The organism is Streptomyces sp. NRRL B-24484, from assembly GCF_000717715.1.
GTDB lineage: Bacteria > Actinomycetota > Actinomycetes > Streptomycetales > Streptomycetaceae > Kitasatospora.
This window is the reverse complement of sequence record NZ_JOAI01000047.1, coordinates 25,226-48,382: the sequence shown is the minus strand read 5'-3', so window position 1 is coordinate 48,382 and position 23,157 is coordinate 25,226. Positions and strand designations below refer to the sequence as shown.

Sequence of the window (23,157 nt, the reverse complement as noted above, 5' to 3'; positions counted from 1 at the left end):
GTGCAACGGCCGGCCGCCACGGGTCGTGATCGGGCGTCAGGCCAGGTCGAGGCCCGGGTAGAGCGGGAAGCCGGCGAGCAGGTCGGCGGCGCGCTTGGCGACGTCGTCCCGCACCTGGGCGTCCAGCACGTACTGCGCCTTGGACGGCGTGCCGGCGGCGGTGGTCGCCGGGGCGGTGCCGCGCAGGGCGGTGTCGATGAGGTCGGCGATCTCGTCCATCTCGGCGGTGCCGAGGCCGCGGGTGGTGAGGGCCGGGGTGCCGATCCGGACGCCGGAGGTGTACCAGGCGCCGTTGGGGTCGTTGGGCACGGCGTTGCGGTTGGTGACCACGCCGGAGTCCAGCAGGGCGGCCTCGGCCTGACGGCCGGTCAGGCCGTAGCCGGAGACGTCGATCAGCACCAGGTGGTTCTCGGTGCCGCCGGTGACCAGGGTCGCGCCGCGGCGCAGCAGGCCGTCGGCGAGGGCCCGGGCGTTGTCGACGACCTGCTGGGCGTAGGCGCGGAACTCGGGGCGGCGGGCCTCGGCGAGGGCGACGGCCTTGGCGGCCATCACGTGCGGCAGCGGGCCGCCGAGGACCATCGGGCAGCCGCGGTCGACGTGCTCGGCCAGTTCGGAGGTGCACAGCACCATGCCGCCGCGCGGGCCGCGCAGCGACTTGTGGGTGGTGGTGGTGACGATGTGGGCGTGCGGCACGGGGTCGAAGTCGCCGGTGAGGACCTTGCCCGCGACCAGGCCGGCGAAGTGCGCCATGTCCACCATCAGGGTGGCGCCGACCTCGTCGGCGATCTCGCGCATCAGACGGAAGTTGACCGGCCGCGGGTACGCGGAGTAGCCGGCCACCAGGATGAGCGGGCGGAACTCGCGGGCGGTGGCGCGCAGCGCCTCGTAGTCGACGAGGCCGGTGGCCGGGTCGGTGCCGTAGCTGCGCTGGTCGAACATCTTGCCGGAGATGTTCGGGCGGAAGCCGTGGGTGAGGTGGCCGCCGGAGTCCAGGGACATGCCGAGCAGGCGCTGGTTGCCGAGTTCGCGGCGGAGCTCGGCCCAGTCCTCCTCGGTGAGGTCGTTGACCTGGCGGACGCCGGCGCGCTGCAGTGCGGGGCTCTCGACTCGCTGGGAGAGCACGGCCCAGAACGCGACCAGGTTGGCGTCGATGCCGGAGTGCGGCTGGACGTAGGCGTGTTCGGCACCGAAGAGCTCGCGGGCGTGCTCGGCGGCGAGCGCCTCGACGGTGTCCACGTTGCGGCAGCCGGCGTAGAAGCGGCGGCCGACGGTGCCCTCGGCGTACTTGTCGCTGAACCAGTTGCCCATGGCGAGCAGGACGGCCGGGGAGGCGTAGTTCTCGCTGGCGATGAGCTTGAGCGACTCGCGCTGGTCCTGGATCTCGGCGCCGATGGCGTCGGCGACCCGGGGCTCGACGGCGCGGACGGCGTCGACGGCGGCGCGGAAGGCGGTGCCCGCGGTGGGGTCGACGGCGGTGTGGGGTGCGGCGGGGTAGCCGGGCGTGGCCAAGGCTGTCTCCTCGTGACGACTCGGACGGCCCAGGCGCACGGCGACAGCGTGAGACACGGAGCCGCTCCCCGATGGTCGAATCCATCCCTGCGCGCCAGTCACGGCTCACCGGGAGCGTACCAACCGTGCCGGGTGGTCGCCGCGTGGGTCCGTTCCGTGGACGGGCTTGCCCCGTGGGCGCGGTGGGAAGGGAGGCTGCGGGGGCCCGTGCACAGGGGCGGGTGACGGGGACGGACGGGGGGACGGCATGACGAAGCGTGATGTCCGCAGGGGCGTGGTGCGGCGCGGGGTGCTCGCGCTGACGGCGTGGTGGCTGTGGATGCCGCTGGTGGCCCTGCTGGTGTGGGTGGTGAAGCACGTCCTGTTCGGCGGGTTCGGCCAGCAGGACCAGAGCTACGTGCCGCTGATCGAGCAGGAGTTCTTCCCGCACGGCGGGCCGGTGGACGCGGCGCCGCTGTTCTGGCTGTGGGTGGCGGTGGGGCTGCTCGGCACGGTGTGGGGCGTCGCCTTCGTCGCGGACGAGTCGGGGGCCGGGTTCCGCGGGTGGCGGGTGCGGCTCGTACTCGCGGTGGTGGTGCTCGCGACGGTCGGTTCGCTGGTGCGGGCGGGCACCGGGATGTGGGACGACGACAAGGACGCCGGGCGGTACTACGCCCGGGCGACGGTGCTGGACGTCCCGGCGGCCGGCGCGGCCGTCCCGCGCTCGGTGCTGGCGGTGACCGAGCACACCCGCAAGGGCGACGGCGGCCGCTGCGACCTGGTCGGCACCGCCGACGTGCCGGCCTGCGTGAAGACCGAGCCGATGCCCGACTTCGGCTTCGAGGCGCGCACCGCCTCCTACGCGGCGGCGGCCAAGGCGCTCACCGACAGCGCCGGCCTGGCCTCCGGGGTGCACCTGATGGGGCACAGCCTGCACTACCTGCCGGACGCCGCGCGGGGCGGCGGGGTGTGGACGGCGCTGCTGGACGGCTCCGGCGAGCAGCCGATGGAGGGCGTCGCGGTCTGGGACGGCCGCTCGAACACCGTCGCGAGCTGCGCGTTCCGCGGCGGCCACGCCTTCGGCCGGGCCTTCTCCGGGACGGGCGCCAACAGCCTGCGCAACCTGCTCGCCGAGCGGTTCCCGCAGCTGACCTACAGCGAGCAGGACATCTGGGGCTACTGCGACGGCCCCGACCCGCAGACGGCGCAGCCGGTGGTGGTGATCTCGGTGGCCCGGCAGATCGGCTGGAGGCAGCGCACCGTGCTGGAGCCGGCGGGGGTGCTGGTGCTGCGCGGCTCGATCGACGGCAGGCCGGACATGACGTACCGCAAGGAGGTCGCGCCGGGCGAGCTGCCGGGGGCGGTGTACCCGGGCTCGGTGGTACGGGCGCAGATCCACGAGGTGCAGTGGCTGGGCGGGCGCGGCGCGAAGGACGACCGCGGCTTCGGCTACTCCCACACCTCGGCCTCGACGAACGCGAACAACCCGGGCGAGTTCCTGCTGCGGTCGAAGGCGGACGGCCACCTGTACTACGTGACGCCACTGGTGCCGCGGGAGAGCTCCTCTCAGGTGGTGGTGGCCTTCGCGGTGGTCCGGGCGGACCGGGCCGGCGGCGGCCTGAACGACCTGCACGTGTACGTGCGCGGCGACGACGCCCCGTCGGTGAACCTGGACGTGCTGGCGAGCCGGATGGTGTCGTACATGGCGCAGCAGACCTCGATCACCATCAGCGCCGGCGCGGGCGGGGCCCTGCAGGAGATCGTCCCGTTCGGCCGGGACATGTGGCGCGGATTCGTGGACTTCAACGGGCAGACCCAGGACTACGTCGACCTGTCCGGTGACGCGACGGTGAAGCCGAACCTGGTGTCGCTGAACGGCAGCATCACCGCACCCGGCGGGCAGCCGACCCCGGCCCCCGCGACCTCGGCGACGGCGCCCGCGCCGTCCGCACCGGCGCCCACCGCGCAGGCACCCGCGCCCGGCGGCGGGTGCGGCGCCGATCCGGCGCAGCTGACGACGGCACAGCTGGCGGCGTGCGTCGCGGAGCTGTCCCGGGCCCTGCAGGGGCGGGTGCAGGACCCGGGGACCGCTCGGCCCTGACGATCGCGGCGATCGGCGGCGCGTCGCCGTGGGAGGATGCCTGCGGGGCTGTTGACCAGGGTGTTCGTCCGGCACGGCGGCGGCCGCCGGCGTCAGGGGGTGCGCCGCGCGGTGTCGCGGGCGGGTGGTGCGGCCGTCCGGCCCGGCCCCCGCAGCTCGCGCCCGTGGAGGAAGGCCGGCCATGACGACCCGACGCGAACGCTGGGAGCGGCACACGCAGTTCCCCCTCATCGTGCTGTCCGTGCTGTTCGCCGTCGCCTACGCGGTGCCGGTGCTCGCACCGCGGGCGCCCGGGTGGGTGCTGCACGGGGCGGCCTGGGCCGAGTGGGCGGTGTGGGCGGTCTTCGCGCTGGACTACGCGACGCGGCTGGTGCTGGCGGAGCGGCGCTGGGAGTTCGTCCGCCGCAGCCCGCTGGACCTGGCCTCGGTGCTGCTGCCGCTGGTGCAGCCGCTGCGGCTGCTGCGACTGGTGTCGACGCTGCTGCTGGCGGGCCAGCGGGTGCGGATGGCCTCCCAGGTGCGGCTGACGACCTACGTGGCCGGGGTGGTGCTGGGGCTGCTGGTGTTCGGCTCGCTGGCGATCCTGGAGATCGAGCGGAGCTCGCCGCGCGCGAGCATCCGGACCCTGGGCGACGCCCTCTGGTGGTCCTTCACCACCATGACGACGGTCGGCTACGGGGACCTGACGCCGACCACGGGCCTCGGGCGGCTGCTGGCGGTGGCTCTGATGCTGTCGGGGATCGCCCTGCTCGGTGTGGTGACGGCCAACATCGCGGCCTGGTTCGTGGCCCGGTTCGAGGCGGAGGACCGGCTGGACCACCTCAACCACCGGGCGATCCAGGACCTCACCGCCGAGGTGCGCGAGCTGCGGCGCGAACTCGCCGAGCTGAGCCGGCACGCACGGCCCGACGAGGCCGCGGCGGACGACCGGCTCGAACGGTCCGCCTGAGCACCGGCCGCCGCGGGCGGGCGGCTCCGACCGTCCGCCCGGGACGGCCCCGCGACCGGCCCCGCGACCGACCGCGGCCGTGTGATCTGCGACACGTCGCCGGGCCGCGGCGGCCCGTGCGCACGCCGTGCGACCGGTACCGGTGCCGCAGGGCGCGGCCTGGTGCGTGCAGTGACGACGCGTCGGGGGCACGGCCGCCGGGACCCGTGCACCGCCCGGCGGGACGCGTTGTCCGCGGGTGGCGCTAGGTTTCCGACATCACCGCGGGCGGGGTGTCCGGACCCCCGGTCGGCTGCGGGGGTTTCCGACGACTTGGCAGAGCACGAGGTGGGGCCGTAATGGGTTGGGTGGCGGCGGGCGACGGGTACGAGGTCGCCCTGGTGGAGGGCCGGGTGACGGCGCGGTCGACGTCCGGCCGTTCCGCGGGGAGGCAGCTGAAGTCGCTGCCGAAGGCGGTGCGCGAGCACCCGGAGACGGACCGGCTGCGCCGGTTCGCGACCTGGCTGGAGCGCCACGCGGCGTCCTGCCGGGAGCAGGTGGACGCCTGGATGGTGTCCTCGCTGCCGGTGCCGACCGGGCTGCTGGCCAAGGTCTGGCCGGACGAGGCCTGGCAGGCCGCGCTGCGCGACCTGGTGGTCGTCGGCGACGGCGAGGACGAGGTGGGCTTCCTGCGCGACGCCACCGCCGACGGCGAGCTGCGGCTCGTCGACCTGGACGGCGAGACCGTCCGCATCTCCCCCGCCACGGTCACCCTGCCGCACCCGGTGCTGCTGGAGGACCTGGAGGACCTGCGGGAGTTCGCGGCCGAGCTCGGCGTCGTCCAGGGCGTCGACCAGATCCACCGGGCGACCTTCCGCAAGCCCGACGAGGTGGCGGAGAAGGCCACCGAGGTCAAGGACTTCGCCGGCGGCAGGTTCCCGTCGCGGTTCGGCCTGGCCGCCCGCGCCACCGGGCTCGGTTACCGGGTCTCCGGCGGCTACGCCACCACCCGGGTCCGGGACGGCGAGCGGACGGTCGAGCCGGCGGTGTGGATCGGCGAGCCGTACTGGGACGGCGATTCGGAGACCGGCGCGCTGTGCTGGCGCGACACCGAGGGCCGGGCGCTGACGCTGCCCGAGGTCGGGCCGGTCGCCTGGTCGGAGGGGATGCGGATGGCCGCCGCGCTGTACGCCGGCCGCACGGTCCAGGAGGGGAAGAACGCATGAGCACGCACGAGGACACGGGGACGGGCCGCACGATGACCGAGGAGCAGGCCGCCGAGCTGCTGCAGGCCGGGGCCGTGCTGCCGCCCGGCACCGCCGGCGCCGGCGAGCGGGCCGTGCCGCTGACCGCCCGCACGTACCGCCACCCCGGCCTGGACGACCGGGTCGTGGTCCGGCTGGTGCCCGCCGAGCTGGGCGCCGCCGAGGACCAGGCCGTGGGCTTCCTCGGCCTGCAGCCCGACACCGAACCGGCCGAGGTCGGCCTCGGCCTGCGGCAGGCCCTGGGCTTCCCCGAGTGGGTGCTCGCCCACCACCCGCAGGACGGCCACCACGCGCTCGGCATCGTGCCCGAGCTGGAGCGGATCGCCAAGCAGGCCGCCTCCCGGCCGAAGGCCGCCCTGGAGGGCTACCAGCAGCTCGCCGAGCGGCTGGCCGAGGCGGTGCCGCACTTCCTGCCGACCTTCTACGAGCAGGCCGGCCGGGTCTTCCTCGGCGCCGAGAACAGCCAGTTCGCCGCCCAGATGTTCGCCCGCGCCCGCAAGGCCGAGGCGCAGCACGGCCTCCCGCTGGACGAGCAGCGCCTCGACGCGGTCTTCCTGGAGTTCGCGCTGGCCGGCGCACTGCCCGTCAAGGTGCTCTCCGGGTACGCCAAGGAGCTGAGCGCCCGGGTGCCCGCCGCGGAGGCCTTCGACCGGTTCCGCCGGCTGTGCGTGCGCCGCACCGCGGGCGGCCTGGAGCCGTCCGCCGTGATGGCGACCGACCTGCGCCGGCTGGCCCGCGCGGCCGGCGCCGACCCGGAGGCCGCCGAGGCCGACTACCTCGACGAACTCCTCGCACTGCCCGCCACACTGCGCGCCGCCGCCGGCTGGTGGAAGCGCCACCGCGACGCCCTGGTCGCGCTCGGCCGGCGCAGCCCGTCGGCCCGCGGCCGGCTGCTCGACCTGATGCCGACCGGCTACGACGGCGAACTGCCCGTGCTGTGGCTGGACGTCCTGGTCGAGTCCGGCGCGGCCACCGGCCTGTACGACGACTCGGTGCCCGCCGAGGCCCGCCCCGCGGACGGCACCGCAGGCTGGTTCGAGCGCTTCCTCGGCTGGCGCGGCCACCGCTGGGGCACCCAGACCCGGATACCCGCGCTGCTGCCGCTGGTCGACCGGGCCGCCGGGCGGCTGCGCGCCGAGCACACGGCGGCCGGCACCGCGGTGCGCGTCACCGAGACCAACGTCAACCTGCTGGACACCCTGCTCGCCCTCGGCGTGCCGGTCGCCGACCCGACCGAGAACACCACGCTGCACCTGGAGGCCTGGGCGCAGGACGAGGCGCGGCGCGACCTGACCGCGCTGGAGGCCGACCCGCGCTTCCGGCCGGCGTTCCGCAGGGGCGCCGACCGGCTCTCCAACGACGCCGGCGGCCGGCAGGCCCTCGGCCTGCTCGCCCGCTCGCCGGGCGGCCGGCCGATGCTCGCCGAGTGGATGTCCGAGATCGCCCGGCAGCCGCGCGCCGCCGGCCTGCCCGAGCTGCCGAACGCCTTCCAGCGGCTCGGCTGGCTGCCCGGCGAGGTGCTGGTGCTGGCGGGGGAGGAGGTCCGCGCCGCGGCCTCCACCGACCTGTCGGCCGTGCTCGCCCGCTCGCTGCGCGCCGGCGTGATCGACGAGTTGGGCTGGCCCGCCTGGGACGAGGCCGCCGCGGAGCTCGTCGCCCGCAAGGACGTCGACGACATCGTCGTCGCGGACGCCTGGCCGCACCTGATCGCGGCCGGTCCCTCGCAGGCCCGGGTGCTCGGCGCCGAGGGCACCGTGCTCAGTCACGACCTGCGGATCCCCGCTGGCGACTCCTCCGAGACCGGCTTCCACTACGTGGACGGCTCGCTGCTCGTCCACTGGCAGTCGCAGGCCAACAACCGCCGCTTCCTCGGCTACTGGCACACCGCCGCGGACCGCGTGTTCAGCATGCCCGAGAACACCTCCCGGCGCGGCACCCGCACCTACTGGCTGGGCTCGCTGAACAGCCACAGCCTGCCGCTCGACGGCGGCGGCCGCACCGGAGGCAAGGGCACCGTGCACGCCGGGGACACCGCGCTGCCCGGCGAGCGCCGGATCATCGGCGACGGCCGCACCTTCTGGGTGTGGGCCGACCCGGGCGGCGACGCCCCGTACACCTGGCACGAGTACGACCCGGCGACCGACACCGTCGGCCGGGCCGCCGACCCCGCCTTCGTCGCCGACGCGCTGCGCGACGCCCCGGCGGGCAGCAAGGCCTGCGGCGGCTGGGTGATGCCCGCGCCGACCGGTGACACCACGGCGAGCGGCGCGCCGGTGGACGGCCTGCTCGGCTGGCGCACCCTCACCCTGGCGGACGGCTCGCACCGCGGCGAGGACCTCGCCGGACGCGGCATCACCCTGCCGCCGGGCCGGGGCTGCCCGCTGCGCCTGGTGCAGTTCCCCGGCGCCGACCGGCCGCAGGCCGTCGTCCGCAACGGCACCTACGGCATCCGGCTGGTCGACGCGGACGGCGCCACGACCGCCACCGTCCGCACCGACGACCTGCCCGGCGAGTTCGCCGAGGGCACGCTGATCCTGCCGCCGCTGCGCTACTGGCACTACCTGCAGCCGCGCGACCCGCAGGGCTCCGCCGCGCTGCGCCGCCTCGACGACGGCACGGCCGCCGCGCTGCTCAAGGCCGCCACCGAGGCCGACCCGCAGCAGCCCGCCGAGCTCACCGCGGCGGTCCGCGCGGTGCTGCCGGAGGTCACCGACGAGCGGCTGCTGGCCGGCATCGCGGGCCTGCTGCGCTACGCCGCCGCCCCGCAGCAGCGGCTGACGGCCGTCGCCGAGCGCCTGGAGCTGGAGCTGTCCGGCGGCGCCGTCCCGGTCGAGGAGGCCCCCGGCCCGTCCGACGGCGAGCTGCAGGCCGCACTCAGCGGCCTCGGCGTGGCGTCCTCCTGGTACAACGCGCAGCAGAGCCGGTACACCGCCGAGCAGGTGCGCTTCCTCGCCCGGGCGGCCTCCCCCGAGACCGAGGCCGCGGCACCGGGCACGGTGCACCTGGACGCCACGGAGACCCCGCACGAGCGGGTCGGCTGGCGGCAGCTGCCGCAGCTGCCCGCGGCGACCGCGCTGCGCGCGGTGTCCGCCACCAGCACGCCGGAGGACCGTGCCGCGCTGCGCGGCCTGTTCGAGGTGCTGGCCGGGGTGGGCCTCACCGACCCGGCCGGGACCGCGCACTGGCGCACTGCCAGGCTGCACGTCGCGGCCGGCCACCTGGCCGACCGGGACGGCTCGACCCGCCACGGCGACCGCGACATGCTGCTGCCGCTCGGCGGCGGCGCGTTCCTGCTGTTCGCCGACGGGGACGTGGCGACCAACGGCGACACCGAGTCGACCGTGCTCTTCCACGACCCCACCGGCCGCTTCGAGGCGCCGGCGCCGTACACCCTGCTCTCCTGCGAGCCGCTGAAGGGCGCCGCGGACGGCCGGGCCGCCGCGGTGCTGGCGTACGCCGCGGACCGCGAGCCGGCCCCGTGGTTCCCGGCGGCCGCCGAACGGTTCGCCTCGCTCACCGGTGTCACCGGCACCATGGCCGCCCTGGTGGTGGCCGGCCTGCCGCAGGTCGAGAAGTGGGAGCGCAACTTCCTGCCCGCCGAGACCCGGGCGATGCTCGGGCTCAAGGTCGCCGACGCGGCGGTCGCCCGGGACGAGCTGCGCTCGCTCGGCGCCGCCACCCGGCGCAGGCTGCTCACCGCCCTGGTGCCCGCCGACCCGGCGCTGCTCTGGACAGAGGGCCCGGACGTCGAGGCCGCCGCGGCGGTGTGGAACGAGAAGCTGGGCCGCCGCGTCGCCGTCCCGGAGGCGCTGCTCGCCGAGGCCGTCCGTGCGGTGCGCACCGGCTGGGCGCCCCGCGCCGCACTGGGCGCCGTCCTGGACCCGGCCTCGGCGGCCGACCTGACGCAGGACCTGGAGTGGCACGTCCAGCGGGACCGGGTGGTGCCCGTCCGGCCGGGCTCCGGCTTCACCGCCGCGACGCTCGTCGGCGCGGTGGCGATGGCCGGGTGGCTGTCCCACCGGCTGCCGGCCGGCGACCCGCTGCGGGCGGCGCTGCCCGCCGCGCTGGCCGCCGTCCGCGACCGGCTCGCCCACCCGGGCCTGATGCTCGACCTGGGCCGCTACGTCAGCCTGCCGAGCTTCCGCAAGGTCGCCGGCGCACCGACCGAGGTCGGCGAGGGCTACGAGCGGTACGGCGCGGTGGTCATGGCGACCCACGACACCCAGCCCGCGCCGGGCATCCGCACCGCCCTGCTGGACGCGGCCGGCGAGGACCCGTACCTGCCCGCGCTGCGGGAGAACGCCGGCGAGCCCTTCCCGGCCGAGGCGGCGCTGAAGGCCGCCCGTTCGCCCGGCTTCGAGGCGATGCTCGGCGACCCGGGCGACCCGGCCGCCGGCGAGCGCGGGCCGGACGGCACCTGGTGGCCGCAGGACCCGTCCCGCTCGGTGCCCGACCTCGTCGAGGAGGCCGCCGCGCGGCACGGCCTCGGCGCGGACGCCGCCGCGCTGTACCTGATGCTGCTCGCCATGCCCGACCCGACGGACCGCAACACCGCCCGCTGGACGGGCTGGAAGCCGGCCCGGCTGAAGGCCGCCCGGGCCGAGCTCGCCGCGACCGACCTGGTCGTGCAGGCCTCCCGCACCCGCGCCGGACGGACGCTCTTCCTGCCCGGCGGCTGGACGGAGCAGCGCAGCCCGCACCTGCCGCTGGAGACCTGGAAGCTGCCGCTGCTCGGCGGCGGCTCCACCGCCCTCGGCGTGCTGCTGCCGGCCGAGCCCGCCGCCGGGCTGTACCGCCGCGCCTGGCAGCGCCTGCTCGACGGCGACCTGCCGAGCTTCGGCGAACTGAAGGCGCCCAAGGCCCGCCGCGGCCGCCGCCGCTGACCGAGCGCCGGCGACCCCCCGGGGGTGCGGCACACCGCCGCACCCCCGGCCCCACCCGTTGTTCCCCTTTCCCCGGACCGAAGGACCGACACCGTGTCTCCGACGACCCCGACCGACCTCTCCGAGCCGACGACCGATCAGGCCGCCCCGCCGGCCCGGCAGATCCTGCCCGCCGAGGAGCGGTACGCCCAGGAGCTCGCCTTCCTCGCCGCGTACGACGAGGGCCCCCGCCCGCCCGGCTGGGCGCTGACCCCGGCCGCGGTGGTCACCTTCGTCTGCGGCAGCGACGGCGAGGCGCTCGCCCTGCCGCCGAAGCGCCGCAAGGACGGCGCGCTGCCCGCCAAGCTGGTCGTCGCGCCGAAGTTCGTCGGCGAGCGCGCCCTGGTCGAGCGCTGCGTGGTCACCCTCGCGGGCGAGCGCGGCCTGCTGCTCGTCGGCGAGCCCGGCACCGCGAAGTCCATGCTCTCCGAGCTGCTGTCCGCCGCGGTCAGCGGCACCAGCGAGCTCACCGTGCAGGGCACCGCCGGCACCACCGAGGACGCCTTCCGCTACGGCTGGAACTACGCGCTGCTGCTCGCCCAGGGCCCCACCCCGCAGGCGCTGGTCGCCTCGCCGGTGATGACCGCGATGCGCACCGGCCGGGTGGCCCGGATCGAGGAGGTCACCCGCTGCCTGCCCGAGGTGCAGGACGCGCTGGTGTCGATCCTCTCCGACCGCCGGGTCAGCGTGCCGGAGCTCGCCGGCACCGCGGACGCGACCGTCGCCGCCGTCCCCGGCTTCACCGTGATCGCCACCGCGAACCTGCGCGACCGCGGCGTCTCCGAGATGTCCGCCGCGCTCAAGCGCCGCTTCAACTTCGAGACGGTGCACCCGATCGCCGACGCCGGCGCGGAGACCGAGCTCGTCCGCACCCAGGCCACCGCCGCCGTGCAGCGGGCCGGTGCGGCGTTCGGCGTCGACGACGCCGTCCTCGACGTGCTCGTCACCGTCTTCCGCGACCTGCGCACCGGCCGCTCCGCCGAGGGCTGGGACGTCGAGCGGCCCGGCACGGTGATGTCCACCGCGGAGGCCGTGCACGTCGCCGCCTCGCTCGGCCTGGCCCGCGCCTACCTGCCCGCCGGCGACGTCCTGGACCTGGTCCCGGGCCACCTGCTGGGCGCCGTCCGCAAGGACGACCCGGCCGACCACGGCCGCCTGCTCGGCTACTGGGACGGCCCGGTGCGCCGCCGCGCCGAGGACGGCTCCGCGATGTGGCGCCGCCTGTGGGACCTGCGGGAGAACCTGCGGTGACCGACCCCCGTACCACTGAGGACACCACCGGGGCGGCCGCCGGGAGCACCCCGGCGGACACCGCGGACCCGCGCGAGGCGGTGGAGGCGCTCGCCGCCTCCGCCCGGCCCCACCTGATCGGTGTCCGGCACCACAGCCCGGCGCTCGCCGCGGTGGTGCCGGCGCTGCTCGACAAGGCCGACCCGCAGGTGGTCTGCGTCGAGCTGCCGGCCGACTTCCAGCGCTGGCTGCCGCACCTCGCCGACCCGGGCACCGTCGCCCCCGTCGCCCTCGCCGGGGCCGACGAGGGCGGGCACCTCGGCTTCTACCCGTTCGCGGACTTCTCGCCCGAGCTCGCCGCCCTGCGCTGGGCCCGCGAGCACGGCGTCGAGGTGCGCTGCTGCGACCTGCCGCTCGCCGACAAGGGCTGGGGGACCGCCGGGGCGGGCGACGCGCCCGGCGTCCGCCCGGCCGTCCCCGCCTACGCCGACGCGCTGGAGGCGGCCGGCACCGGCCGCGAGGGCGACGACCTGTGGGACCGCTCCGTCGAGGTGCGGGCCCCCGGCAGCGAGCCGGAGGCCGTCCGCCGTGCCGCGCTGGCCGTCGGCTGGGCGCTGCGCCGCGACGCCGAGGGCCGCGGCGGGGTGCCCGCCGGGGACCTCGCCCGCGAGGCGCACATGCGCCGGGTGATCGCCGCGGCGGCGGCCGGCGGCCGCCGGGTCGCCGCGGTCGTCGGCGCCTTCCACGGACCGGCGCTGACCGGCGTCGAGGAGGCGGCGCCGGACGCGACCGGTGCACCGGCCGAGACACCGGCCGAGACACCGGCCGAGGGCGGTCCGGTCACCTCGCTCGTCCCGTACACCTTCGACCTGCTCGACGCCCGCTCCGGCTATCCGGCGGGCATCCGCGACCCCAAGTGGCAGCAGGCCGTGCTCGCCGCCCAGGGCGACCCGGAGCAGGTCGACGCGGCCGCCGCCCGGGCGATCACCGACATCTGCCGGGAGCTGCGGAAGGCCGGGCACCCGGCCGGCACCGGCGAGGCCGCCGAGACCCTGCGGCTGGCCGGCGACCTCGCCCGGCTGCGCGGCCTGCCCGCACCCGGCCGCGGCGAACTGCTGGAGGCCGTGACCGCCGTCCTCGGCCAGGGCGAGCCGCTCGGCCGCGGCCGGGCCCTCGCCAAGGCGCTGGAGGCGGTGCTGGTCGGCGCCGACCGCGGCCGGCTCGCCCCGGGCACCCCGCGCTCCGGCCTCGGCCCGTCCGTCGAGGCCGAGCTCGCCGCGCTGCGCCTGCCCGACCCGGAGGACCCGGACTCCCGCGAACTGCGGCTCGACCCGCTGCGCTCCCCGCTGGACGGGCGCCGCGAGGTGCTGCTGCAGCGCCTCGCGATCTGCGGGATCGGCTACGGCAAGCAGATCGAGGTCTCCGGCACCGGCGACGGCTCCGCGCTCAGCACCCGCTGGCGGATCGCCTGGACGCCGTCCGCGGCCGCCCGGCTCGACCTGGCCGGCGTACGCGGCGTCACCGCCGAACTCGCCGCCGCCGGCACCCTGCGGGAGACCGCCCGCCGGCAGTCCGCCGAGGGCGGCCCGACCTGCACCCAGCTGCTGGACGGGCTGCGCGCCGCGGCCCGCTGCGACCTGCCCGCGCTGGTCGCCGAACGGCTCGCCGAGGCCGAGCAGTCGCTGCCCGCCTCGGCGACCCTGCCGGAACTCCTCGACGCGCTGGACCTGTTGGAGGCCCTGCGGCTCGCCCACCTGCCCGGCACCACCGAGCAGAGCCGGGAACGCGCCGCCGAACTCGCCGCCGTCCTGCTCGACGCGGCCGTCCGCGGCCTGCCCGGACTCGCCGGCAGTGAGGACCCGGCGGACGCCACCGCCCTGGTCGCCCTGGCCACCCGGGCCGGCGACCACCGGCTCGGCCTGCGGATGGACGACGCCCTCGCCGAGCTCGCCCGCACCGGCTCGCCGCTCGTCCAGGGCGCCGCGCTCGCCGCACGGGTGCTGCTCGACCTGGACACCGCGGACCGCCTAGGCGCCCGCGCCGCCGGCTGGGTCGACGCCGCCGCCGACCCAGAAGGCCGCCGCAGACTGGCCCGGCTGCTCACCGGCCTGCTGACGGCCGGCGGGCCGCTGCTCCAGTACGCGCCGGACGCACTCGGCCCGCTGCTGGAGCGGATCGACGCCCTGCCCGACCGCGGCTTCCTGGACCGGCTGCCCGCGCTGCGGGCCGGCTTCGACGCGCTCAGCCCAGCCGGCCGCGGCCGGCTGCTGGACACCGTCGCCGAACGGCTCGGCGAGCGCCCCGACCTGACGCTCACCGCCCCGGCCGAACTGCTCGCGCTGTGGACGGCCGCGGACACCGCCGCCGCCGAGGCGCTCGCCGCCCTCGGGCTCCCGGGCACCGGGGCACCGGCCCCGGCACCCGCCGAGCCCGAGGCGCCCCCGGTGGAGACCGCGAGCACCGCTGCCGACGGCCCGGCCGAGGCCCGGCTGTCGGCGGCCGACCGCTGGCGGCTGCTGCTCGGCCGTGAGCCGGAGCGGCTGCCCGACGGCGCCCGCCGCTACGCCCAGGCCCTGGACGAGCTGTACGGCCGCGGCCGCGGCGAGGGCGCCGCCGACCTGGACGGCGGCTCCGGCAACGGCGGCGGCCAGGAGGCGTCCTTCCCGACGGCCCGCGAGTGGTCGGAGGAACTGGAGGCGCTGTTCGGCGCGGACGTCCGCGAGGAGGTGCTCGCCGCCGCCGCGGACTCCGGCCGCACCGACGTGCTGGCCGAGCTCGACCCGGCGTCCGTCCGGCCGTCGATGGAGCTGCTGACCTCGGTGCTGAACCTGGCCGGCGGCATGCCCGAGCACCAGCTGAACCGGCTGCGCCCGCTGGTGCGCCGGCTGGTCGAGGAGCTCTCCCGCGAGCTCGCCACCCGGCTCCGGCCGGCCCTCACCGGCCTCGCCACCCCGCGGCCGACCCGCCGCCCCGGCGGCCGGATCGACCTGCCGCGGACCCTGCGGGCCAACCTGGCGCACACCCGCCGCCTGGACGACGGCCGGCTGGTCGTCGTGCCGGAGCAGCCGGTGTTCAGCACCCGCTCGCGGCGGGAGGCCGACTGGCGGCTGATCCTGGTCGTCGACGTCTCCGGCTCGATGGAGGCCTCGGTCATCTGGTCCGCCCTCACCGCGGCGGTGCTGGGCGGGGTGCCCACCCTGTCCACGCACTTCCTGGCCTTCTCCACGCAGGTCACCGACCTGACGGAGCGGGTCTCCGACCCGCTGTCGCTGCTGCTGGAGGTCAAGGTCGGCGGTGGTACGCACATCGCCGCCGCACTGGCGCACGCCCGTTCCCTGGTCACCGTGCCGAGCCGCACGCTGGTCGCGGTCGTCAGCGACTTCGAGGAGGGCTACCCGCTGGGCGGCCTCCTCGGGGAGGTGCGGGCGCTGGCCTCGTCCGGGGTGCACCTGATGGGCTGCGCGGCGCTGGACGACACCGGGACCCCGCGGTACTCGGTGCCGGTCGCCCGTCAGCTCGTCGCCGCCGGCATGCCGGTGGCCGCCCTCAGTCCCCTCGCCCTCGCCCGCTGGGTCGGCGACCGCCTCCGCGGGGAGGCCCGATGACCGGAGTACAGGCGATGACCGCTGCCGAGGACCTCCAGCTGCCGCCCGTCGCACCCGAGGTGCTGGCGGCCGCGGTGGAGTCGCTGACGTCCCGTCTGCGCAAGAAGCTCGACGCGGCGATCGAGCAGTACGCCGCCCTGCCCGTCGCCCCGGCCGCGGACGGCCCGGGCGTCGGCGTCCGGTGCGGCGAGGACGCCGTGGTCACCCTGCTGCCCGGCCCGGACGGCGCGGTGACCGAGGAGGGGCAGGCGCGGTGCAGCTGTCTGCTCGCCCCGCGCTGCCTGCACCGGGCGGCGGTGCTCGGCTGCTGCCCGATCGCCGACCCGCCCGCCGCCGGCGCCGCGGCACCGGCCGGGCCCGCGGAGCAGGCCGAGCCGGATGCGGCTCCGGCGACGACGGCGGCCGCAGGGACGGCCGGGGCCGAACCCGCCCCGGCCGCCGCGCCGGAGCCGCCCGCCACCGTCGAGCCGACGCCCGCCCAGGTGCAGGCCGCCGCCGGACTGTGGGCGGCCGCCGCGGCGGCGCTCGCCGCCGGCGTGCCCGCGGCCGGGGCCGTCCCGCAGGCCGAACTGCTGCGGGCCGCGCACACCGCACGGCTGGCCGACCTGCACCGCGCCGAGGCGGCCGCGCTGCGGGTGGTCCGCGGCCTGCGCAGCGCCCGCGCCCGCTACAGCAGCCACCGCACCGCCGACCTCGCGGCGGCGCTGCGCGAACTGCTGCTCACCACGGCGCTGCTGCGCTCCGGCCCGGCCGACCGGGCGGTGCTCGGCACCGCCCGCCGGGCGTACAAGCCGGGCGGCGCGCTGCGGGTGCACGGCGTCTGCCGCGAGCCGGTGCTGACCGCCACCGGCTACGGCGGCGTGGTGACCCACCTGGTCACCGAGGACGGCCGCTGGGTGTCGATCGCCGACATCAAGCCCGGCGGCCCGTCCCGCGCCCGTGGCGCGGGCACCGCACCGGTCTCGGTCGGCGCGGCGGCCCTGGACCACTCCCAGCTGTCCCGCGGCGGCCTGCTGATCTCGGGCGCCACCGTGTCCGCGGACGGCCGGCTCGGCTCGGGCCGCGGGGTCCGGGCCAATCCGGTGGGCGGGATGGACTGGGGCTCCGGCCCGCTCGCGGAGCTGTTCGCCCGCCCGCTGGCGGAGGCCGTCGCCGAGCGGCTCGCCGACGGCCCGCTGGCCGACCCGGAGCAGACCGAGCTGCTGCGCCGGCCGGTCGGCTGCGAGCTGGTGGTGCTCGGCGCGTCCGCCGACAGCGTGCTCGCCCGCGAGGTGGACGGGACCACCGGCGAGCCGCACGGCCCGCTCGTCCGGCTGGTCGCCGTCAACCGCCACCCGGACCTGGCGCACACCGCCAACCTGACCCGGATCGGCGCCCACCCCGGCCTGCGGCTGCGGGTGCTCGCCCGGGTCGACCCGGACCGGGCAGCCACCCTGCGTCCGCTGGCGGTGGCACCCGTCGCCGGGGCCGCGTACACGCTGCGGCTGCCGGCCGAGTGGCAGGGCCGGGCCGACCTCGGCTACGACCTGCTCCAGGGCACCCACGTGCCCGCCCCGGACGGGGACGGGCCCCAGCTGCCGGGGCCGGTGTCCGCGGGGCCCGACCCGCTGGGCGACTCTCCGCTGTGGCGGGTCCGCCGCCAGGTCGAGCTGGCGGTCGCGGGCGGGCGGCGCGCGGTCGCCGAGGCGGCGCGCAGCGGCGGTGCCCGGACGGACGCCGCGGCGCTGCGGCGCACCGGGTTCCGCACGGCGGCCGGGCTGTCCACGGCCCTCGCCGAGGAGGCCGACCGCCGGCAGCGGGACGTCTTCGGCCGGCTCGGCGACCCGAACGCCGACCGCTACGCAGAGCAGTGGCTGGCCGCGGCCCTGCACCTCACGGCTGCGGAGCGCGAGCTCGTCCGGGCGACCTGGCACGTCCGCGAGGCCGCAGCCGGCTGAGCCGGTCCGGGTCCGGCGGCCCCCACGACGGGGCCGCCGGACCCGTTTCCCTGCTGCATCGCCGGGCGCCGGGCCTGCGGCACGAGTCGTGCACGGAGCCCGCGGTGAACCCGGACCGCACCGGTCCGTCCCCGGGCACCCGGCACCGGGCGGGACGCACATGACGGGCGTAGATTGAGGGCACCCACGGGATGATCACCACCGAGGAGGGGTGTGGACGCGCCGGCTGTGGACTACGGGGCGGCGTTCCGGGCGACGCCCAGCCCCATGGTCGTCCTGACCCCCGGCCTGGTGATGGCGGACGCCAACGAGGCCTATCTGCGGGTGTCCGGCCGCAGGCGCGAGGAGCTGGTGGGCCGTCTCCTCTTCGAGGTCTTCCCCGGTGATCCGGCGCACGGCGACGACTCAGGCGCCGTACCGCTCCGCGCCTCGCTGGAGCGGGTCCTCGCCACCCGGCAGAGCGACAGCATGCCGCTGCAGAAGTACGGCGTCGACCGCGCCGACCGGCCCGGGGTGTTCGACGAGCGCTACTGGAGCACCCTGAACACGCCGGTGCTCGGCGCGGCGGGCGAGGTGGTCGCGATCGTGCACCGGGTGGAGGAGGTCACCGCGCTGGTCCGCGGCATCCTGGACGGCCGGGGCCCCGCGGACGGCGCGGTGCTGACCGGCCTCACCCGGGAGGCGCACATGGCGGCGGACCTGCTGGCCCGGGCCCAGGAGCTCGCCGACCTCAACGAGGAACTGCGGCAGGCGCACGCCCGCGAGCGCGAGGTGGCGCTGACCCTGCAGCGGTCGCTGCTGCCCGCGGTGCCGCCCGCGCACCGCTCGTTCGCGGCGGTCCGCTACCGTCCGGCGACCCGGACGCTGAACGTGTGCGGCGACTGGTACGACCTGGTCGACCTGGACCGGGCACAGCTCGGGGTGGCGGTCGGCGACGTGGTCGGCCACGGGCTGGAGGCGGCCGGGATCATGGGCCGGCTGCACAGCGCGCTCAACGCCGCCCTGCGCGCCACCCGGCAGCCGGCGCAGGCGCTGAAGACCCTGGCCCGCTACGCGGTGACGGTCGAGGGCGCCCTGTCGACGACCGCGGTGCAGACCGTCGTCGACCGCTCCACCCGCACCGTCCGGTACAGCAGCGCCGGGCACCCGCCACCGGTGCTCGTCGACGCGGACGGCTCCGTCCGGGTGCTGGACGGGGCGACCGATCCGCCGCTCGGCGCCTGGGAGAACGAGATCCCGCGCTCCGAGGCCGCCGCCGGGTACCGGCCGGGTGCCACCCTGGTGCTGTACACCGACGGCCTGATCGAGCGGCGCGGCGAGGACATCGACGTGGGGCTCGACCGGCTCACCGCAAGCGCCGCCCGGCACCGCCGCCTCGAACCGGAGGCGCTCGCGGACGCGGTGCTCGCCGACCTCGGCGCGGACGACGAGCAGGGCACGGACGACATCGCGCTGGTCGCCGTCCGGCTCTGATCCGCCCGGCCTCACCGGGTGCCGTCCAGCGGGTGCGCGGGACGGGCTCCGGAGGCAGGCTGGTCTCTCCCGAGGTCAACCAGTCCACGAAGGGACGACACCGTGGCCACCGACTACGACGCCCCCCGCAAGGGCGACGACGAGAGCTCCGACGACAGCATCGAGGAGCTCAAGGCACACCGGGCGGAGCGGGCCGACGGCAAGGTCGACGTCGACGAGTTCGACGCGGCCGAGGGGCTCGAACTGCCGGGCGCGGACCTGTCGGGCGAGGAACTGACCGTGCAGGTCCTGCCGAAGCAGCAGGACGAGTTCACCTGCGCGAGCTGCTTCATGGTGCGGCACCGCAGCCAGCTCGCCGGTGAGAACTCCAAGGGGCAGCCGATCTGCAAGGAGTGTGCCGACTGAACCCGGCACTGCCGCCCGGCGGCGCGGCCGGGGCCAGGACGGACGGCCCGCGGGGTCAGTCCGGGGAGAGCAGCGGGCCCAGCGGCCCGAGGTCGATGTTCAGGTCCTCGGGCGTCAGCCCGAAGTGCTCGCGGAGCTCGTCCATCCGCTCCTCCAGCGCCATCAGCGTGCGGCCCATCTCCTCGATCCGGTCCTCCGAGAGGTCGCCCACGTCGATCCGGCGCAGCGCCTGACGCTCCATCAACTGCCGCAGCAGCTCGACCACGGTCAGCACGAGCGCGGCGAGGTCCCGGCCCACCGACTCCGGGTCCAGCTCGATCCGGCGGCCCGGCCCCACGGCGCGCGGCCCGCGGTCCCCTCCCGGCGCGGTCACGGCCCCTCCCCGGTGTACGGCATCGGCGTGTGCTGCCGCTGGGGCGCGTGCTCCTCGTCGGCGGCGGCGAGGGTGCCGACCGAGGCGATCAGCGCCCGCAGACTGATCCGGACGAGGTCGACGTCCGCGATGGAGAGGGTGATCTCGCCCGCGACGACCACGCCGCCGGCGAGCAGCCGGTCGAGCAGGTCGACCAGGGCGATCCTGCGCTCGTCCACCGGGTACGTGACCGCCCGGACCGGCTCGGCTGCCCCTGTCACCCCCGTTCACCCGCCCTCGGCCGGCGCGACCGGCGCGACCGGCGCGGGCTGTTCGCCGGACCGGGGCTCCGGCGGCCCGGGGCGTCGCGCGGTCCGCCCGGTCGCCCGACCGCCGACCGCGGTGGCGGGCCCGTCGCCGGTGCCGGTGCCGGATGCAGGGTCGGCTTCGGTGTCGAGGTCGGCGAAGGAGTACGGCGGCCACGGGCCGGTGAGCTCCAGGCGGAGGCCGGGGAAGCGGCGGCCGAGTTCGGTGACGGCGGCGCCGAACTCGGCGACCCGTGCCTGGTCGACCAGGTAGGCGCCGTTGAGCAGCATCGGGTCCGTCCGGCCGCTGGCCTCGGCGGACTGCAGCGGGTGCTCCGCGGCCCGGCCCGCGCGGGCGGCGAGCGCCGCGTGGATCTCCCGGGCGCCGTCCATGGCCTCGTCGAACCGCCGGGCCAGGGAGTCGCGTTGGGCACGGCGGCGCAGCAGGTAGGCGGTGCCGGGGCGGTCGGCGGGTGCCGGGATGTCGGCGGGTGCGGCGGCGGAGCCGGCGAGGTAGGCCTTCACTCCCCACTCCGCACGGTCGGCGACCCGCTCCAGGGCGGCCCGCAGGCGGGGACCCGCGCCGCGGAGGAAGGCGGCGGCGCCGCGGTCGTCGCGGTAGAGGGTGGCGAAGCGCAGCGGCAGGGTGCGGCCGCTGCGGGCGAGTTCGGCGATCACCTTGTGGTGCGCCCGGACGGCGGTCTCCAGCCACTGCAGGTCGGTCAGGCGCTGCTGCAGGGACCGTTCGTCGAAGCCGCTGCGCGGCACCGAGCCCACGACCAGGACGAGTCCGGGGGCGGTGAGCGTGCGCAGCGGCTCGCCCGCGACCCCGGTAAGGCCGTCGAGGGCTCCGTCCCCGGCGTCGTGGATCACCGCGTAGAGCCAGGTGAGGTCGGGTGCGGTCATGACGTGCTCCTCGGGCGGCGGCGCCGGACGGGCGGCGCCTCTCGGTCCTCGTACTCTCGGCTCCCGTGCGCCCCGTCCTCGTAAGCGTCGTCCTCGTACCCGTCGTCCTCGTGCTCCGCGGCAGTCCCGACCGTCCGCCGGCCGCTGCGGCCCGCCTCCAGTTCGCCGATGCGTTCGCGCAGACGGCGGTTCTCCAGGGCGAGGTCCCGCTTCCCGGACGAGAGGGAGGGGTCGTGTTCCCACCAGTCGATGCCCATCTCGCGGGCACGGTCGACGGAGGCGATCAACAGGCGGATCTTGATCGTGAGCAGTTCGATGTCCAGCAGGTTCACCCGGATGTCGCCCGCGATCACGATGCCCTTGTCCAGGACGCGTTCCAGCAGGTCCGCGAGGTTGGCGGGCTGCCCGCCGGGGCCGCGGGACTGCGCGGCAAGGAACCGGTCCCCGGGTCGGGCGGTCGGCTCGGTCATGGCGAGTCCTCCTCGGGCCTGCCGCGGTAGTAGCGGCGTTCACGGCGGTAGGAGACCAGGTCGCCGTCGTCGTCGAGGGCGACCAGGTAGACGGCGAGGATGTCGGTGGAGTCGGGGACGCGGCGGGACTCCATCACCTCGACGCCGATCCGCCAGCCGTCGTCGGTGCGGTCGATCGAGGTGATGCCCTCGGGCGTGCGGCCGGTGAGGTCGCCGACGTCCGCGGCGGCCACCGCCGCGGCCCGACGGGCCGTCAGCCTCCCGTCCGACGGGCGGCGCCGCGGCGGCCCCTCCGCGGACCGCGCCGGGTCGGGGGAGCGGTCGGGAGTCCCGTCGCTCCGGCGGCGTACGGGGCGGGTCGGTTCGCCGGCGGTCCGGCGGCGCGCGGGGCTCTTCTCCGCGGCGTCCGGCCCGGTGGCGGACCGGCGGGTCCGGCGTTCGGGCCGGTCATCACGGACCGGGCGGTCGGGCGGGGGCTCGGCCGGGGGTGTCCGACGCGGCCGGCGCTCGACCGGACGGTCCGGGTCGCCGCCGTCGGCGGGCCGGGGAGTGCGGACGGCCACGGCTCACACCTCCGGGTACCGGGCGGGTCCCCCGCGCCACGGGTGTCCCGCCGCGCGGGCGCGGAGCACCGGCCGGCCGCAGGCCCCGCGGCCGGCCCCGGAGGACGGTCGAGCGGCGCCGCACGGCGGGGCGGCTGCTGTGGGCAGGGGTTCCGCCACCCGGCCGCGGTCGACCACGTCGACCCGGGCGGGCGGATCGGTGACGCCCCGCACTCCGTCCGGGGTCCGGGTGCCGGCCGGCACGGTGCCGTGGACGTAGCAGGCCCGGGTCGGGGCGGTGGCACCGCCGCCCGTGCCGGCCCGCGCGGCGCTCATCGCTCCTCCTCCCCCCGAGCGCGCTTCGTGCCGTGCCCGACCGTCCCGTGCCCGGTGCCGCCGCCCTGCAGGCGGTGCACCAGCTCGGGCGTGCCCCGGCTCCTGCCGTCGGCCGGGTCGAGACGGTTCGCCGCCTCGGCGAAGCGCAGGTAGGTGTCGACGCTGGCGACGACGATGCGGGCGTCGACCGTCAGCAGCTCGATGCCCACCAGGGAGACCCGCAGGTAGACGTCGATGACCAGGCCCTTGTCCAGGATCGGGTCGAGGACGTCGGCCGGACCCCCGGCCGGGGGCCGGTCGAGGTAGCGGCCGGTCGGCGCGGCGACGGTGGACACGGCGGATCACCGGCTCCCGGCCGGGACGCGGCGACGCGAACGCGGAGCGGGATCCTCGTCCTCGCGTGCCTCCTCGTACTCGTCCTCGGGTTCCTCGTCGCCGGGCTCGTCGCCGTCGGCGGACCCGGAGCGCAGGGACTCCGTCCGGCGCTGCAGCGAGTCGGTCAGCGCGTCGACGCGGTTGCCGGCCGCGGCGACGGCCGCCTTCCGCCCGGCGTCGGCGAGTTCGCCGCGGACGCTGCCGGCCAGTTGCCGGAGCTGGGGCGACGATTCGGGCAGCCCGCTGAGGAGCGCGGCCGGATCGGTGGTGATGCGTTTGCCCGCGACCATCCCCGCGAGGGCCATCGCCCAGCGAACCTTGTGGAAGGGCCCGAGGAGGTAGCCCGCGCCGACGGCTGCGGCAAGCTTCGTGTTCTTCATGGTGTGTCCTACGGAGGCGGGAGTCCCGTCGTCGATCCGTCGGACATCGAGGATCTGTCCGACGAAGACCCTGGCCCGCCTACCCGGCCAACTCGATCACAAACGGTGAGCGCAGAGTGGTTGAAATGTCTAAATTG

At 77.0% G+C, this 23,157-nt stretch carries 18 protein-coding genes and 1 riboswitch; of the genes, 9 read left to right on the top strand and 9 right to left on the bottom strand.

The features are described from left to right. Positions 1 to 36: 36 nt before the first annotated feature. Positions 37 to 1,509 carry a glycine hydroxymethyltransferase gene (locus IE98_RS0133015; protein ID WP_030275416.1) on the bottom strand — a complete coding sequence of 491 codons (1,473 nt, stop codon included), beginning with the start codon at positions 1,507 to 1,509 and terminating at the stop codon, positions 37 to 39. Positions 1,510 to 1,529: 20 nt separating this feature from the next. Next, positions 1,530 to 1,621, bottom strand: a riboswitch (ZMP/ZTP riboswitch). 135 nt (positions 1,622 to 1,756) lie between these two features. On the opposite strand from IE98_RS0133015, the gene IE98_RS0133010 reads away from it, so the two are divergent. From IE98_RS0133010 to IE98_RS0132970, 9 genes are all read left to right on the top strand, one after another. Further along, a complete protein-coding gene (locus tag IE98_RS0133010; protein WP_159401149.1) occupies positions 1,757 to 3,589 on the top strand; it encodes a hypothetical protein in 1,833 nt (610 codons plus the stop codon). Positions 3,590 to 3,770: 181 nt separating this feature from the next. After that, positions 3,771 to 4,538 (top strand): potassium channel family protein, encoded by a 768-nt coding sequence (locus tag IE98_RS0133005; RefSeq protein ID WP_030275414.1) that lies wholly within the window; start codon positions 3,771 to 3,773, stop codon positions 4,536 to 4,538. Between the two features lie 338 nt (positions 4,539 to 4,876). After that, on the top strand, positions 4,877 to 5,743 hold the full coding sequence (locus IE98_RS0133000) for a DUF4132 domain-containing protein (RefSeq protein ID WP_030275413.1): 867 nt from the start codon (positions 4,877 to 4,879) through the stop codon (positions 5,741 to 5,743). Continuing rightward, positions 5,740 to 10,665, top strand: coding sequence for a DNA-binding protein (locus IE98_RS0132995; RefSeq protein ID WP_234443766.1), 4,926 nt, complete (start codon positions 5,740 to 5,742; stop codon positions 10,663 to 10,665). The genes IE98_RS0133000 and IE98_RS0132995 overlap by 4 nt, the downstream gene beginning before the upstream one ends. A gap of 93 nt (positions 10,666 to 10,758) precedes the next feature. Next, a complete protein-coding gene (locus IE98_RS0132990) occupies positions 10,759 to 11,955 on the top strand; it encodes an ATP-binding protein (RefSeq protein ID WP_030275411.1) in 1,197 nt (398 codons plus the stop codon). 80 nt (positions 11,956 to 12,035) lie between these two features. Next, positions 12,036 to 15,539, top strand: a complete 3,504-nt coding sequence (locus tag IE98_RS0132985) for a vWA domain-containing protein (protein WP_030275410.1) — start codon at positions 12,036 to 12,038, stop codon at positions 15,537 to 15,539. After that, complete coding sequence (locus IE98_RS0132980; RefSeq protein ID WP_234443765.1) at positions 15,536 to 17,476, top strand: SWIM zinc finger family protein; 1,941 nt, start codon at positions 15,536 to 15,538, stop codon at positions 17,474 to 17,476. The genes IE98_RS0132985 and IE98_RS0132980 overlap by 4 nt, the downstream gene beginning before the upstream one ends. A gap of 213 nt (positions 17,477 to 17,689) precedes the next feature. Beyond that, positions 17,690 to 18,949: a PP2C family protein-serine/threonine phosphatase gene (locus IE98_RS0132975; RefSeq protein WP_030275408.1), complete on the top strand. Its 1,260-nt coding sequence runs from the start codon at positions 17,690 to 17,692 to the stop codon at positions 18,947 to 18,949. A 102-nt stretch (positions 18,950 to 19,051) separates the two neighbouring features. Further along, positions 19,052 to 19,354 carry a DUF4193 domain-containing protein gene (locus IE98_RS0132970; RefSeq protein WP_030275406.1) on the top strand — a complete coding sequence of 101 codons (303 nt, stop codon included), beginning with the start codon at positions 19,052 to 19,054 and terminating at the stop codon, positions 19,352 to 19,354. A 55-nt stretch (positions 19,355 to 19,409) separates the two neighbouring features. Here IE98_RS0132970 and IE98_RS0132965 read toward each other — a convergent pair whose 3' ends face one another. From IE98_RS0132965 to IE98_RS0132930, 8 genes are read right to left on the bottom strand one after another with little or no spacing between them, the layout of a single operon-like run. Beyond that, on the bottom strand, positions 19,410 to 19,727 hold the full coding sequence (locus IE98_RS0132965; protein ID WP_052391303.1) for a gas vesicle protein K: 318 nt from the start codon (positions 19,725 to 19,727) through the stop codon (positions 19,410 to 19,412). After that, positions 19,724 to 19,987 carry a gas vesicle protein gene (locus IE98_RS43480; RefSeq protein ID WP_043175721.1) on the bottom strand — a complete coding sequence of 88 codons (264 nt, stop codon included), beginning with the start codon at positions 19,985 to 19,987 and terminating at the stop codon, positions 19,724 to 19,726. The genes IE98_RS0132965 and IE98_RS43480 overlap by 4 nt, the downstream gene beginning before the upstream one ends. 6 nt (positions 19,988 to 19,993) lie before the next feature. Continuing rightward, positions 19,994 to 20,917 (bottom strand): GvpL/GvpF family gas vesicle protein, encoded by a 924-nt coding sequence (locus IE98_RS0132955; RefSeq protein ID WP_052391302.1) that lies wholly within the window; start codon positions 20,915 to 20,917, stop codon positions 19,994 to 19,996. Continuing rightward, positions 20,914 to 21,387 carry a gas vesicle protein gene (locus IE98_RS0132950; RefSeq protein ID WP_052391301.1) on the bottom strand — a complete coding sequence of 158 codons (474 nt, stop codon included), beginning with the start codon at positions 21,385 to 21,387 and terminating at the stop codon, positions 20,914 to 20,916. Before IE98_RS0132950 ends, IE98_RS0132955 begins: the two co-directional genes overlap by 4 nt. After that, positions 21,384 to 21,950, bottom strand: a complete 567-nt coding sequence (gene gvpO / locus IE98_RS47070; RefSeq protein WP_078661500.1) for a gas vesicle protein GvpO — start codon at positions 21,948 to 21,950, stop codon at positions 21,384 to 21,386. The genes IE98_RS0132950 and gvpO overlap by 4 nt, the downstream gene beginning before the upstream one ends. A gap of 3 nt (positions 21,951 to 21,953) precedes the next feature. After that, the gene (locus IE98_RS0132940) at positions 21,954 to 22,265 is read right to left on the bottom strand and encodes a hypothetical protein (protein ID WP_030275399.1); all 312 of its coding nucleotides are present in this window, start codon (positions 22,263 to 22,265) and stop codon (positions 21,954 to 21,956) included. Next, positions 22,262 to 22,600: a gas vesicle protein GvpJ gene (gene gvpJ, locus IE98_RS52680; RefSeq protein ID WP_078661499.1), complete on the bottom strand. Its 339-nt coding sequence runs from the start codon at positions 22,598 to 22,600 to the stop codon at positions 22,262 to 22,264. The genes IE98_RS0132940 and gvpJ overlap by 4 nt, the downstream gene beginning before the upstream one ends. Before the next feature lie 6 nt (positions 22,601 to 22,606). Further along, positions 22,607 to 23,020 (bottom strand): hypothetical protein, encoded by a 414-nt coding sequence (locus IE98_RS0132930; protein WP_052391300.1) that lies wholly within the window; start codon positions 23,018 to 23,020, stop codon positions 22,607 to 22,609. Positions 23,021 to 23,157 lie beyond the last annotated feature (137 nt).